Origin of the sequence: Dyella thailandensis, assembly GCF_050749815.1 — a bacterium.
GTDB lineage: Bacteria > Pseudomonadota > Gammaproteobacteria > Xanthomonadales > Rhodanobacteraceae > Dyella_A.
Genome location: NZ_CP192735.1, coordinates 1,475,256 through 1,488,088 on the forward strand (window position 1 = coordinate 1,475,256; position 12,833 = coordinate 1,488,088).

The window sequence follows — 12,833 nt, forward strand, 5'->3', positions numbered from 1 at the left end:
CCTCCAAGGCTGCTGCCCCATGCCACTCCCCCTGGTACGCGAGCATGCGCACCAACCGGAAAATTATTAGCACGTAACGTGCCACGCAGCAGCCGGGTTCGCTGCAATAACCTCAGGAGCGCCCCATGATCGTCGCGGTTCGGCGGCGAGCCGGACGATTACCGACGGGGTCTATTGGCAGAGCAATTGAGCCGCATCGCTGTCCGTGGCGGTACTTAGCGGATTGGTTGCTGCACGGCCAGCCGCCATCAGCCGAAGCCGCACACCCGGTGCCGCCGGGGTGCTCTGGCCCACCGTGTCGGAGGACGACTTGGCGCAGATATGAAACCCGACCTCGCCTCCCGGGGCGGCGCCGCGCTGATTGAAAGAGATCACGTCCGTACTGTCGGCCCTGATCGAAACGTTGCTCATCGACTGGGCGACCCGAAGAAGCTGATAGCCAGTAGTGGTGCCTAGATCGGTCCCGGCCGAGGGGGCCTTGTAGATCAGCCAGCCCTGCGCATAGTTGCCGTCATCGCTGCAGGTTGGCGCGCTGGCCGAAGGGTCGGCAGTGGGGCAGATCGACACCACGGACAACTCGGTCGTCGCCAGTTGCCGGGCATAGGAAAGGTCGCCGAGCAGCTCGTTGGTGTGCGAAGTCACCGCATTGCGCCGCATGAAATCGCGAAAGTTCGGCAGTGCAATAGCAGTGAGAATGGCCAGGACGGCGATCGACACCATCAGCTCGACCACCGTGAAGCCACGCTGCTTGAGAACTCTCATGGTTTGTCTGCCCCTGTTCCGCAGTACTGCTTGACGCGATCCTGGGCGGCCGCCAGCGCATCCTGGCGTTGCGATTCATCCAGGCGCTTGGCTTGCGAAGGATCGCCGTTGTCCACCAGCATTGCACCGCTTTGCACGGCGGCGACATCGCGGCGAGCCGCTTCGCACGACTGCTTCTGGTACCGCGCCTCGGCCTCCAGCAGCTCCGGGCTCGGGCTGGCGGGCGCTGGCGCGCTGGCCGCCGGCGCCGGTCGATCGGTCTTCCCTGCCTCGGCACTCACGCCCGCCCGCACCGCGACTTTCGTGGCGCTTCCGGTCGCCGGCGGGCTGTCGCTGTAATGGGTCGCGCCGTTGGCATCCTTCCACTTGTAGAACGTCTGCGCATGGCAGGTGGCGACGGCGAAAACGAGCGCGACGGTGCCGGCACATGCATGGAAGGCTACGCGGCTCACTTGTTGCCCCAGCAGGCGGGGTTGTTCGTCGAGGAGCCCGTCGAGCTCCACTGGCCGGCTTCGTTCAAGGAGATGGTCTGGCACTCGGCATCATCGCTCGCTTGCGTACCTGTCGCCGTGGCCGTCAGGTCGAACGTGGCCGGTGCAACGCTGGCGGCAGAAGCCACGACGCCGAACGAATAGTTCTTGGTGCCCATCGTAGTGGTGCCGTTGAGGTCGGACAGCGCCCCGGCGTAGACGTTGTTCGAATAGAAGTAGCGTTCCTGGCGGGCCGCCAGATCAGTGAGCGCCGCGGTCGCTTCCGTGCGGTTGGTCCTCACCACGTACTTGCGATACGACGGCAGCGCAATCGCGGCGAGGATCGCGATGATCGCCACGACCACCATCAGCTCGACCAGCGTAAAACCCTTTCCCTTGTTCATCCCCTGATCCTCAATTTTCTACCGGTTCGCGCCAGGACTGTTCACTGCTGGTCACCGGGTTAAGCGTGACGATGTCCTTGCAGATGATGGCACCGGTCGAGGTCTGCACGCACGCCGTCACCTTCTTCTTCCCGGTCTGATCGGAGCTCCCCAGGTGCAGGCTCGGCGGTGCCGGCAGGCCCTGCCCCAGGCTGGCCGACGGATTGACCATCTGCTTGCCGCCCGACGTCGTCGACCCGAAGAACGTCAGGTTCGGATCGGCCGTTCCGGTCTTGTAGTTCAGTCCAAAGGTTGCCGAGGTGCCCAGGCCGGTGCAGATCGACGTTCCCGGCACGTATGTGTTGGTGAGCAGTACGCTGCCCAGCAGCGTCTGGGCGCTGACGACACGCTCCGACGGATTGGTGCCTGAAGTGGACAGGTTCCGGTACCAGCCCAGGTAATCGGTGGTGTCAAACAGCTGCGACAGGGCATCGAACGTGTCCGCGTCGGATGATCCGGTGATCGAACCATCCGTGAAGACGTTGATCCCCGTGACATCGGCCACCTTGCTGGAGGGGATCGGCGCCGTGCTGTACTGCGCGTCTCCCGTGCTCAGCAGGGAGGTATCGATAATGCCGTAGATCCGCTGCTGGCCCGAGGTCGCCTTGTCCGGCGAGTTGAACAAGCGCCCCGTGCCGAAAAACACCATCGGCGCACCACGGTTGTTTCGGCCGAGCGTCGGGCGAATGGTCACCGGACGCCCGATGTCGGTGCTGCTGGTGGTGTCGTCACGCAGACTGAGCATCTGAGTGGCCGTCCACTGCTGCGGGTCGGGATTACCGTTGATGGCGATCTTCCAGAACGAGCCACCGAATTCCGTCCCGGTGGCTGTCGCGGGCGAGCGGACGCTGCCGAAATACAGGCTTTCCGCCAGACCGTTGAGGTCGTAGTCGGAGGCAATCAGGTCGCCCGAGAAGCTGTTGACCGCCTCACCGCCGCCTTGTGCCGCCGCAGTCTGCATGTTGAACGTGCGCACGGGCGACACGTTGTGGTTCTTCAGGGCCTCCACGTCGTAGATGCTCACCGAGAGCGGATTGGAGGACGAGACCCGCGTGGCGTCGGTGGGGCCATTGCCGACGGCGAGGAAGAACTTGTTCGGGGATCCCGAGGAAGCCTGCCGCACCACGACGACCGCGGGGACCGACACTGCGCGCTGTCCCGTCATCTTGATTTCGGCAAGCAGCGTCGGCGGTGCCTCCGGATTGGTGATGTCCATCACCACGTACGCAGACTCGGAGGTGAGGTTGTCGGTGCCGCTGTTGGTGGCGTTCACCGTAATGGTGCCGCCCCCCAGCCGGAACGGAACAACCATGATCGTTCCCCAGCCACCGACATGGGTCGTGTCGCCATCACCCCACACCTTGGCATCGAAAGCGATGGGGCTACCGTCCACGTAGTACACGTGGCGGTAGTTGGGATCGGCCAGCCAGCGCAGGTGAGGCAGGAGATCACCCGGCACATACGCCCACAGCTCCGCACCCAGCGGGTGGGCGGTCTGCGTGCCGGTCAGGTCAGCTGCCGTGTTAGGGCTCGCCGTGGTGCACACGGCCGAATCCGTCTGTACGGTCAAGCGCTGGCAACTGGTGTTGTAGAAGCCGCCGTTGAACGCATGGATCATGCCGTCGTTGGCGCCGACATAGATCACCTGCCGCCGGTTCCGGTAGGTCGAACGGAACGCTGCGTAGGTCGAGTCGTTGTAAAGCAGGTCGTACGACTCTGCCGGCGTGCTCACCGCCAGCGGGGTGGAGTTGATGATGTCGCCCAGCCGCAGAATCCGGTTCGGATTGGCCGTGTTGTAGTCAACGGTGCGATTGCGCAACCCCGGGATCTCTTCGCCGCGCACCCAGCGCACGAGCTTGTTCGCCTCGCCGTTTGAAGCGCCATCGTCGGAGTTGAGGAATCGATAGAGCTGGTCGGTAAACGTGCCATTGGTGCTCGTTCCGCTGAAGCTCGACCACTCGAACGGCACCGTCTCGTCACTATCGACCTTGCCGTTATGGTTCTTGTCCAGCCAGGTGAAGATGTACCGCCCACCAGCCGTGGTGCTGGTATTGGTAGCCACCGACGTGTAGGTGCGGTTGGCATCCACCTTCAGCGTCGGGCTCCACAACCAGTCGCGAGCGTTCCACACCGTGTTGACCTGGTCGAGTTCGACCGGGATCGCCGTTCCCATATTGAACACCTTGGGATCGTCGCTGAAGTAGCGGTTGACGATGGTCTTCTGCGCGCCCGACTGGTAAGAGAAGATCACGACCGGGTCGACGGTGTAGTCGTCCAGTTGGAAGTTGTGGTTGGCATCCTCGCGCAGATAGCCTGCCGCATCAGTCCAGAAGCCGGCCAAGGAGCCCGCCCAGTTGGCCACCCGGCCACTGTCGTCCTTGTGCTCCTGCTCGTAGAGCGCCTGATAGGTCAGCCCCACGCCGTTGCTGCTCGTGGCCACCACGGCGGCGGCGGTACCCGATGCAATCTTCGCCAGGATCTTGCGGAACAGCGTGTCAAGCGACTCCTCGAGTTTCGCGGGATTGGTCACCAGGAAATAGTCGTCCGGAATACCATCGCCGTCCGCGTCCCATTTGGTGTGGTCGGTCGGGTCGGCATCGTTCGCCGGCGTGTCGGTGCCATCCGCCTTGCTGGTGTCGATCTTGAAACCGCCCCACTTCGAAGCGTAGAGCAAAGGATCCTGCAGGATGCCGGCCGACGTACTGCCAACGGTGTAGACCGCGGTGGTCGCCTGGTTATCGACCGTGCAGTTGACGCAACCGCCAGAGGCATTGATGTTGGTGGTGCTGAGGAGCGAGTTGCCGGCGGCATCAACCACCGAGATGTTCTGCGGATCCGTGTAGTTGAAGTTGTAGATGCCCGAGTGGAAATGCGGGCCGTCCTGGGTGGTGCCGTTTATGATGTAACCGAAGCCCTGACCGTTGTTGGTCGAGGCCGATACCGGCTTGGTCGTCACCTTCACCGTGGTCGACGTCACCTCGTAGCTGATGATGCCCCACATGTCCTGGTCGAAGTCACCACCGGCGAAGCTGTCCTCCCAGTTCGCGTAGAAGGTGCCCCGCGCAGTCGTGCCGTCCGTGGACTGCGACAGCACCTTGAAGTCCACCAGTTCGCCGCCGCCCACGCCTGTGGGCAGCACCAGTCGGTAGGCCGGAATGATGGTGATGAACTTGCCCGCATTGCCCGGAACCGGCACACGGATCTGCGGCGTATTGGTCGCAAGCTGGACACCAAACGTGGTGACCTTGAGCGACGTCTTGTCGTCGGCAGGCACGATCGGATTGCCGCTGCTGTCGTTGCCCAGGTTGCGGATGCGGTTGACATGGGCGCCGTAGGCCGCACCGGCAATGTCGTAGCTGCCCTTGAGCGCCGGGACTTCCGGACACAGGCCCAGCACATCGCCGAAATTGGCCACAGTCTTCGCCGAGCAGAGATTTGCATCCGTCCCGTTGTACGAAGCGCTGCTGTTGCCGACGAACCAGGACTTGCCAGTAATGCCTTCGCCATCGCCAACGAGCTTGGTCCACCCGCGCACGGTCTTGCCCGTGCCTAGATCGCTGAAGCCGCCCAACTGATCGGAGTCGTAGCTGATGGCGCTGGCGTTGATGTTGATGACGTTGAGCGCGGCGCAATAGTTGGCCTCGCTGATCGGATCGTTCCAGGTGACCACGCTTAGACCGAGCGCAGCATCCTTGCCGCCCGTACCGGGGTTGAAATTGGCGTTGGCCGTACCGTGCGCCAGATAACGCAGTGCTTCCACGTAGCTCTCAGCCATGGGATTGCCCCACGAAGAGCATTTGCCTTCGGTCACGTCGGTGGTTGCCGTGCCACCGATGCCTGTTTGCTGATAGGGACAGCCATCATCATTTTGATAGCTGTCAGCTTGATCGTAACGATAGCCGTAGATGCGGAGCTTATCCAACGTAGAGATGATGCCGGCGTTGCCGGTCTTCTGCCCAGTCGTGGGACTGATCTCGCTGGTGATGAAGTTGCCCGAATTGGTACCCGGGCCAGGCAGCGCAGCGCGAAGCACGCCACCGGATACGTTCTTGTCGTAGCTCGGCGTTACCAGACCAAACTTGATCTCGCCCGCCTCACCGTACTTCTGCAGGAGGCCGTAGGGCTTGTAGGGATTATTGGTGTTGGTGGCGTCCGGATACTGCTTGCACTTTTCTGTACCGATCAGACCGCTGACGCAGACCTTGACACGCGCAGTCAGCTCCATGCCAGTCGCGAGCACAGGGTTTTCGGCATTCGCGTACACACCTGAAAAGGCAGCGCGATTGCCGTTACTGAGAAAACCGTTGTCGAACCCGCTCTGCGTATTGCTGTTCTCACTGCGCCACTGGCACTGCTTTTTCTCGTTGGCACCCCACAAGGCATAGTCGCCCTTGGCGAAGCGCATCAACGGGGGCGCCGTGTTGGTCTGGGACGAGTTGGTGGAACTTCCTTTGACGGTCGTGTTGCAGATCGTCAGGCCGGTACGGCTGAGATTGACTACGTTCCACCCACTCTTGGATTTGAGTTGAACTATGCAGTTGTTTGCACCAGTACCCGTCGGCTTGACGCTGTTGCAATTGGAGCTGAACTGCCCCAGCTCCAGCCTTACTCGGGGCTGGCCGTTGCTGATGTCCCGGATGCCAGTAACGATCGTGAGCGGGTTGCTACCGTCGTTTTTAGCGGTGAACTGAAGCTGGTCGCCGACCTCGTAGGTAAAACCGGCACCGAGGCCATCGACGCTCCACCTAGCGTAGTTCCGACTATTTTCATTCAGCGCATCAACGGTCACTGCCGCCGAAGCTGTAGTGGTCGGCGCGGTGGTATTGCCAACGTAATCGGACGGCACGAGGCTCGACATATCCGAACCGCTGTAGTACTTCGCAAAGGAGTGAGCATCGGTCGGGAGGTAGGCTCGCTCAAGCACCGTGGCCGACGCAGTATCCGTCGAACGCTTGCCGCCATAGAGAATCTTGCGCACCTCGTCCATGCGCGTCATCGACGCCCAATTCAGGAAGTTGCCGGAGAACTTGCCCGTGCAGTAGTGGGTATGAGCACCCGTTGCTGCCGAATCAGGCGAGAAATAACCGTCCGTGGCGGAGTACGTGTAGCACTTCTGCGGATCGAAATAACCGGCGTAATCGATCGCGTCGGAATAGGTAGTTTCCAGCGTGCCGTCGTTGTTCAGGTCGCTGAAATCGTTGTACGCCTTAGAAAACAAGGCCTGATCGCGGGAAATGTTCAGCATCACCAGCGGCGCGGCGCCGGCGGTGCCCAGCGGCGGATCAAGCGCATAGGCGCCGGCCTGCTGGTTCGACGCAGAGATCGACGTGGCTGCCACCGGAGGGGGCAACGAGAAGATCGCCATGGCCGCCACAAGCGTGCCGACGAAAAGGCCCTGACGATGAAGTTTGAGAATGCTCATGAGGAAGCCCGCCGGGAATCAGTTGCGAATGGTCTGGCGATACTGCGAATGGGTGGTGGCGATGCCGTTGCCCGGCACGGTGCCCACGCTGCGAATTTCGAAGTACATGTTGGCGCCACCGCCGGCGGCGCCAACACCGAGGCCGCGATAGCCTGCCGATTGCGCGCCTCCCGCCCCCTCGGCCAGCACCTGTCCATCGGGCACGATGCTCACCGTCGCTCCCACTTCGGTGGAGCAACTGGAAGCAGCCACGTCGCAGACCGACAACGTCATGTCGGGATGCCATGTGGACGGGTCGTAGAGCGACTCGGGGGTGCCGCAGGTCTGGAGCTGGGCGTAGAGCAGCGTGGGGTTTCCGCTGCAGTCGTCCTGAAGGCCATCGGCCACGGCGGTCAGCAGCGTGCTTGGAAACTTTGACTGGTAATCGAAATCGGCGTCCGGCAGCGTGCCGCCCAGCACCGACGGCCAACCGCGCTCGAAAACGTGCTCGTCGAACAACGATACCGGCACGCCGCGTAGCGTCTCGGAGGTCTCGAAGGCCTGCTCGTGACGCGCGGTGCTGGTGCCCATGCGCATCTCGATCAGCGTGCCCTTCATGGCCGTGATGGCCACCAGCGACAGCACGACGAGAAAGACCAGCCCGACAAACAGCGCCACGCCGCGCTGACGAACAAGGGAACGATGTTTCATCACACTCAGCCCCTTACCCGGTTGCGAATCTGGATGACATTGCTGGAGACCGTCCGCGTGTATTGCTGCGGGTGATCGCCAAACACGCTGACTTGTGTGTCCTCACAGGCGTTACCGCCCGTCAGCGTCGGAAAGGTCAGCGCGCCGTTTGACGCGATCTGGTAACGGCAGTGCGCCGACACCTGGAAATCGCCCGTATTGGGCACGCTCACGTCGCGAGTCTTCGATCGGGCAACGATGCTTGCACGTACAGCGATGACGTTCTTCCACGTGGTGTCGTTCAGGTCCGAAGCGCTGACGAAGGCGCCTGCCTGGTAGCTGTCGCTACCGACGTTGACCGCATACTCGAACTGCATCTGCTCCACGCCATCCACGATGGCTTCGGAAGTCAGCGCGCCGGTGCTGTCCAGATGCATACGCACCAGCGTCGGCGTGCGATCGGCGGCATCCCCGTCATCTGCAGTACCGCACTTGCCGTCGGTGCCGGGATCACTGCAGGGGCGCAGGTAGTACATGTCCAGCTGATACGGGTAGACATAGCGCCCCACGTTGACGCCGAGCGGAGAGTCCGGCGGCGTCTCACCACTGCGGAAGAGATAGCCCTGCTGCCCCACTCCCGTGACGACGAACAAGCTCGTGCGGTTGTCGATGGTGGTCGACGTGTAAGGCGTCCCCGTACTGCCGCTGGTGCTGGGGGAATAGCCATGGGTATCGCCGTAGCGGACCACCATGACGTCCGAACCCTTCACATAGTTGGCGTCATCGACGCACCCGGAGAGGGGAAATGTGGTGCCGCCGCTGTAGCCGTAGATGCCCTGGTCGGCCAGCACCCAAGCCGCATCACAATCGCCGCTCCCGCCCAGACCTGCAGTTGAGGGCGAGCCACTGACGTTACTGCGCTTCACGCCGCCCCAGAAGTCCGCCATGCGGATCGACCAATCCAGCTGGGAAACGGCAAAGCGCAGGCTCTGCTGATTGAAGTTGTTGCCCTGCTGCAGCTGGTACGACTTGCGGCTGGCAAGAAGCACGGAAATGATGCCGCCCACCACGATCAGGCCGAGCAGCAGCGCCACCATCAACTCGATCAGCGAAAAACCACCCTCACGGCGCAGACGCTTGGTCATGTTTCCCTCGCTCACTCGGGCAGATAGCTGAAGCTGTAGGACTGGTTGCTGTTGCCGCCGACACCAGCCACACCATTCCAGGAGACGCGGACGGTCAGGGTGCCGAGGTTGGTGTCCTTGGACACCGTTGCCATCTGCACCCCTGTGGGCGGCGCCGGAATGAGCTTTCTCAGCCCCACGACCCAGCACGCGAGATCCCGCTTGGCCACATCCTGCGGGGATGCCAGCGTGGTGGAGTCGCAATCGGCCTGCGAGTAAGCCGGCGTACCGTTGTAGATGTAGTAACTGTCCACTCCGTCCGCCGGCTTGGCTCCGGCGGGGTTGGCTCGCATCGCATCGGCGAGGCTGCGCGCCTGGATGATGGCTGCAGTACGCGAACCGGATTCCTTGGTGAATTGCGCGCCCTTCGCCTGAAGAAGCGCCAGACCAAGCACGCCGATGCTGAAGATCAGCACGGCGACCATGACCTCGATCAGCGATACACCTCGCTGGCGAGACAATGCATGCATGAGGACTCTCCCCCGTTTACCCCACACAAAGGGTATGTCGCGGCTGTCACCATCCCCTGGCTCAGACGACAGGCGGCGCCATTTTTCCGACGAGCGGCATCCGCCAGGCTCGGCATGTGAACGACTTCACAGGGAAAGCGGGACTCAGTCGAGCAGTTGCTCCACCCGGTTCCGGCCGAGCTTCTTGGCCTCGTAGAGCGCCCGGTCGGCGCGCCGCAGGAGCTGATCCAGCGACCTGTCGGATGGCCGCAGCTCGGTAACTCCGAGACTGACCGTGATAGTCAGGCCGGGGCAAGCTCGTCCAGGGCCAGGGCGCTCACCTCGACACGCAGGCGTTCGGCTACCAGCATGGCATCGGCCGCGCTCGATCCGGGAAGCAGCGCCACAAACTCCTCGCCCCCGACGCGGCTGAGCCGGTCCACCTGCCGCAGGGCGCCTTGGCAGACTGCGGCCATCGCGACCAGCACACGGTCGCCCGCCGCATGCCCGAGCGAATCGTTGACGGCCTTGAAGTGATCCACATCCATCGCGATCAGGGCCAGCGGCTGGCCGAGCGCGCGCGCCTGATCGACGGCTGCCGCACCAACCTCCTCCAGGCGCCTTCGATTGGCCACCCCGGTCAGCGGATCGGTCATCGCCATGCGGTGCAGGCGTCGGGAACGGCGCAGCTGCCGTTGCGCCTGCCACAGCAGCAGCACGATCAACACGCCACCCAGAGCGAGCGCGGCCCGCTGCCAGCGGCGCACCCGCTCCAAGGCGGCCAGTTGCTCGTCGCGCAACTGGCGGTCTGCTTCCAGCTTGCGGTTTTCCTGCTCCTTGCGCGCCGTATCGAACTGGTAGCTCATCAGGGTGGAGGTGTCGGACTGCGCCTTCCGATCCAGGGCCTGATGAACCTTCACCATGCTCTTCAGATCGGCCAGTGCGAGAGCCGTCTTGCCCAGCGCCTCGTAACTGCGCGACCGGTGATCGAGCAGTTCGGCGAGATAGCGCAAGTTGCCGCTTTTCCGCAGTAGGGCCTGCGCGTGATTGAAGTCTTCGATGGCTTTGCGGTGATCCCCCAGACCCGCGTAAGCCTCGCCCTCCTGTAGCCCGAGCATGTCATCGTCGGATTGGTCGCGCGTGGTGACGTGTTCCGTACGCGCGGCGGCAAGTTCCACCAACGCACCACGGTAGTCGCCCATCTGGTTGAGCACCTCCGCCAGCCCGAGGTGCGCGGAGCCCTGCGCCACGTGACTGCCAATGGAGCGAGCGATCTGCAGCGCCGCCACGAAATGGGCTCGCGCTGGCTCCAACTCTGCGGTACCGGCCTCGGAATCGAGAAAGCCCAGCTCCATGTGGGCCGACATCTGCTGCGGCAGATCCTTTCGCTGGATGCCCAGTGCCATCAATCGATCGAGGTAGCCGCGGGCCTCCCGGCGCTCGCCAATCCGCCGGTAGGCGACGGCGACGTTGAACAGATTCTGCTCGCTCTCGATCGCTTCGCCGGCACTGTCGTAGAACTTCTGCGCCTCCAGAAAATCGACCAGCGCCCGCGCATGCTCGCCAAGCAGCGACTGCACGGCGCCACGCCAGGTCAGCCCATCGGCGACCAGTCGGGTGTTTTCCGTGCGGCGCGCGATCTCGATGCCAGCGTCATAGTCCGGCAGGGCATCACGGGCGGTGGTCAGCGACTCCTGGTTGGCGCCACGACAGAAATGGAAGTTGATCTCGGCATCCGCGTAGCCGGCGCGCCGCGCGTCCGCCAGCCCTTTCTCTGCGTAGGCGAAACCTACGGCGGGATCGCCGTCCATGCCCATGATGCAGAACAGGTAGCGGTAGCGAAGCTCGCGGCGGACATCTCCGGCCGGAATCTGCCGCTTGAGCTGGTCAAGCAACCTGTGAGCGTCGGCGCTCGTCGTGATGACCAGCTCACCGCGATCCAGCTGATCGGCCAGCCGATCAAAACCCTCAGCCGACGGCCCGCGGCCCTGCTCCCCGGCCAGGGCTACAGCAGACATCGCCAGCAGCGCCGCCAGGCCCAGGGTAAGCATGCGGGGTGAGGGGGGGGATCGCGACAAGACAGGCGCTCTGGCGGTCGCCACTCCATGGCCATGAAACACCGATTGGTGCAGGCAACGTAACGGCGGACAGAGCGGCAACTTGAGAAACGTCCGAACACCCCGGTACGCGCGCTTGCGCAACACTCGCTCACTCCGTAAAATTCGCGGCTCTTTGCCGGAATAGCTCAGTTGGTAGAGCGGCGCATTCGTAATGCGTAGGTCGTAGGTTCGATTCCTATTTCCGGCACCATTTCAGCAAAAAGGCCCGCATCGCTGCGGGCCTTTTTATTTTTCTGAAGCGCCGTTGGCGATCAGGCGCCGGGGTGATTGTCGGCCATGCGCAGCTCTTTCGGCAGGGCGAAGGTAATGTTCTCCGGCTCGCCGTCCAGTTCGCTCACCTGCCCGGCGCCCCACGACTGCAGACGGCTGATCACGTCGCGCACCAGTTTGTCCGGGGCCGAGGCACCGGCGGTGACGCCGATGCGCTGCACGTCGTTTAACCAGTCGCGGTCGATGTGCTCGGCGCCGTCGATCAGGTAGGAGCGCACGCCCTGTTTCTCGGCCAGTTCGCGCAACCGGTTGGAATTGGAGCTGTTCACCGAGCCGACCACCAGCACCAGGTCCACCGCCTCGGCCAGCCGTCGCACCGCATCCTGCCGGTTCTGGGTGGCGTAGCAGATGTCGTCCTTGCGCGGACCCTCGATGTCGGGGAACCGTTCGCGCAGCGCAACGATGATTGCCTTGGTGTCGTCCACCGACAGCGTGGTCTGGGTGACATAGGACAACTCGTGCGGAAACTTCGGCGCCAGCGTAGCCACCTGCTCCACCGATTCGACCAGCAGGATCTCGCCAACATTGGCCGGGTTCCACTGCCCCATCGTTCCTTCGACTTCGGGGTGCCCGGCGTGGCCGATGAGGATCACGCTGCGGCCGATCCGGCCCAGCCGGGCGACCTCCATGTGCACCTTGGTCACCAGCGGGCAAGTGGCGTCGAACACTTTGAGCGCGCGCTGATCGGCCTCTTCGCGCACCGCCTGCGAGACGCCGTGGGCACTGAAGATCACGGTGGCGCCGTCGGGCACCTCGTGCAGCTCCTCCACGAACACGGCGCCGTCGGCACGCAGCTTGTCGACCACGTAGCGGTTGTGCACCACCTCGTGCCGCACGTAGATCGGCGCGCCGTACGACTCCAGCGCGCGCTCGACGATGGCAATGGCGCGATCGACGCCGGCACAGAAGCCGCGGGGATTGGCGAGAAGGATGTCCATGGGCGGGCCCGGTGGCGGGAGAGACACTGTAGGAGCGCACCCTGTGCGCGATGCTCTTGGCAGGTTCTACCAAGAAGCGTCGCGCACAGGGTGCGCTCCTACGACG

The 12,833-nt window shown here is 63.2% G+C and carries 10 protein-coding genes and 1 tRNA gene; 1 reads left to right on the forward strand and 10 read right to left on the reverse strand.

The window, feature by feature from the left end; translation table 11 throughout:
* Positions 1 to 171 precede the first annotated feature (171 nt).
* The 9 genes from ACQVBX_RS06810 to ACQVBX_RS06850 form a co-directional block, all read right to left on the reverse strand.
* Positions 172 to 762, reverse strand: a complete 591-nt coding sequence (locus ACQVBX_RS06810) for a GspH/FimT family pseudopilin (protein WP_431637365.1) — start codon at positions 760 to 762, stop codon at positions 172 to 174.
* Complete coding sequence (locus tag ACQVBX_RS06815) at positions 759 to 1,265, reverse strand: DUF4124 domain-containing protein (RefSeq protein ID WP_431637366.1); 507 nt, start codon at positions 1,263 to 1,265, stop codon at positions 759 to 761. The genes ACQVBX_RS06810 and ACQVBX_RS06815 overlap by 4 nt, the downstream gene beginning before the upstream one ends.
* On the reverse strand, positions 1,211 to 1,636 hold the full coding sequence (locus ACQVBX_RS06820; protein ID WP_431637368.1) for a type IV pilin protein: 426 nt from the start codon (positions 1,634 to 1,636) through the stop codon (positions 1,211 to 1,213). The genes ACQVBX_RS06815 and ACQVBX_RS06820 overlap by 55 nt, the downstream gene beginning before the upstream one ends.
* Before the next feature lie 10 nt (positions 1,637 to 1,646).
* Positions 1,647 to 7,097 (reverse strand): pilus assembly protein, encoded by a 5,451-nt coding sequence (locus tag ACQVBX_RS06825; protein ID WP_431637369.1) that lies wholly within the window; start codon positions 7,095 to 7,097, stop codon positions 1,647 to 1,649.
* 18 nt (positions 7,098 to 7,115) lie between these two features.
* Positions 7,116 to 7,787: a PilX N-terminal domain-containing pilus assembly protein gene (locus ACQVBX_RS06830; RefSeq protein WP_431637371.1), complete on the reverse strand. Its 672-nt coding sequence runs from the start codon at positions 7,785 to 7,787 to the stop codon at positions 7,116 to 7,118.
* Between the two features lie 5 nt (positions 7,788 to 7,792).
* Positions 7,793 to 8,911 carry a PilW family protein gene (locus ACQVBX_RS06835; protein ID WP_431637372.1) on the reverse strand — a complete coding sequence of 373 codons (1,119 nt, stop codon included), beginning with the start codon at positions 8,909 to 8,911 and terminating at the stop codon, positions 7,793 to 7,795.
* Between the two features lie 11 nt (positions 8,912 to 8,922).
* Positions 8,923 to 9,420 carry a type IV pilus modification protein PilV gene (gene pilV, locus ACQVBX_RS06840; RefSeq protein WP_431637374.1) on the reverse strand — a complete coding sequence of 166 codons (498 nt, stop codon included), beginning with the start codon at positions 9,418 to 9,420 and terminating at the stop codon, positions 8,923 to 8,925.
* 144 nt (positions 9,421 to 9,564) lie between these two features.
* A complete protein-coding gene (locus ACQVBX_RS06845; protein WP_431638128.1) occupies positions 9,565 to 9,789 on the reverse strand; it encodes a diguanylate cyclase in 225 nt (74 codons plus the stop codon).
* A complete protein-coding gene (locus ACQVBX_RS06850; RefSeq protein WP_431637376.1) occupies positions 9,702 to 11,450 on the reverse strand; it encodes a diguanylate cyclase in 1,749 nt (582 codons plus the stop codon). Before ACQVBX_RS06850 ends, ACQVBX_RS06845 begins: the two co-directional genes overlap by 88 nt.
* 183 nt (positions 11,451 to 11,633) lie before the next feature.
* Here ACQVBX_RS06850 and ACQVBX_RS06855 point away from each other — a divergent pair.
* Positions 11,634 to 11,709, forward strand: a tRNA-Thr gene (locus ACQVBX_RS06855).
* A 61-nt stretch (positions 11,710 to 11,770) separates the two neighbouring features.
* On the opposite strand, the gene ispH is transcribed toward ACQVBX_RS06855, so the two are convergent.
* The gene (gene ispH, locus ACQVBX_RS06860) at positions 11,771 to 12,727 is read right to left on the reverse strand and encodes a 4-hydroxy-3-methylbut-2-enyl diphosphate reductase (protein ID WP_431637378.1); all 957 of its coding nucleotides are present in this window, start codon (positions 12,725 to 12,727) and stop codon (positions 11,771 to 11,773) included.
* Positions 12,728 to 12,833 lie beyond the last annotated feature (106 nt).

Bases quoted from the DNA above. Each gene is read 5' to 3' on its own strand.
- pilV (WP_431637374.1), bottom strand. From the start codon at position 9,420: ATGCATGCATTGTCTCGCCAGCGAGGTGTATCGCTGATCGAGGTCATG.
- ACQVBX_RS06835 (WP_431637372.1), bottom strand. From the start codon at position 8,911: ATGACCAAGCGTCTGCGCCGTGAGGGTGGTTTTTCGCTGATCGAGTTG.
- ispH (WP_431637378.1), bottom strand. From the start codon at position 12,727: ATGGACATCCTTCTCGCCAATCCCCGCGGCTTCTGTGCCGGCGTCGAT.
- ACQVBX_RS06850 (WP_431637376.1), bottom strand. From the start codon at position 11,450: ATGCTTACCCTGGGCCTGGCGGCGCTGCTGGCGATGTCTGCTGTAGCC.
- ACQVBX_RS06810 (WP_431637365.1), bottom strand. From the start codon at position 762: ATGAGAGTTCTCAAGCAGCGTGGCTTCACGGTGGTCGAGCTGATGGTG.
- ACQVBX_RS06830 (WP_431637371.1), bottom strand. From the start codon at position 7,787: ATGAAACATCGTTCCCTTGTTCGTCAGCGCGGCGTGGCGCTGTTTGTC.
- ACQVBX_RS06825 (WP_431637369.1), bottom strand. From the start codon at position 7,097: ATGAGCATTCTCAAACTTCATCGTCAGGGCCTTTTCGTCGGCACGCTT.
- ACQVBX_RS06820 (WP_431637368.1), bottom strand. From the start codon at position 1,636: ATGAACAAGGGAAAGGGTTTTACGCTGGTCGAGCTGATGGTGGTCGTG.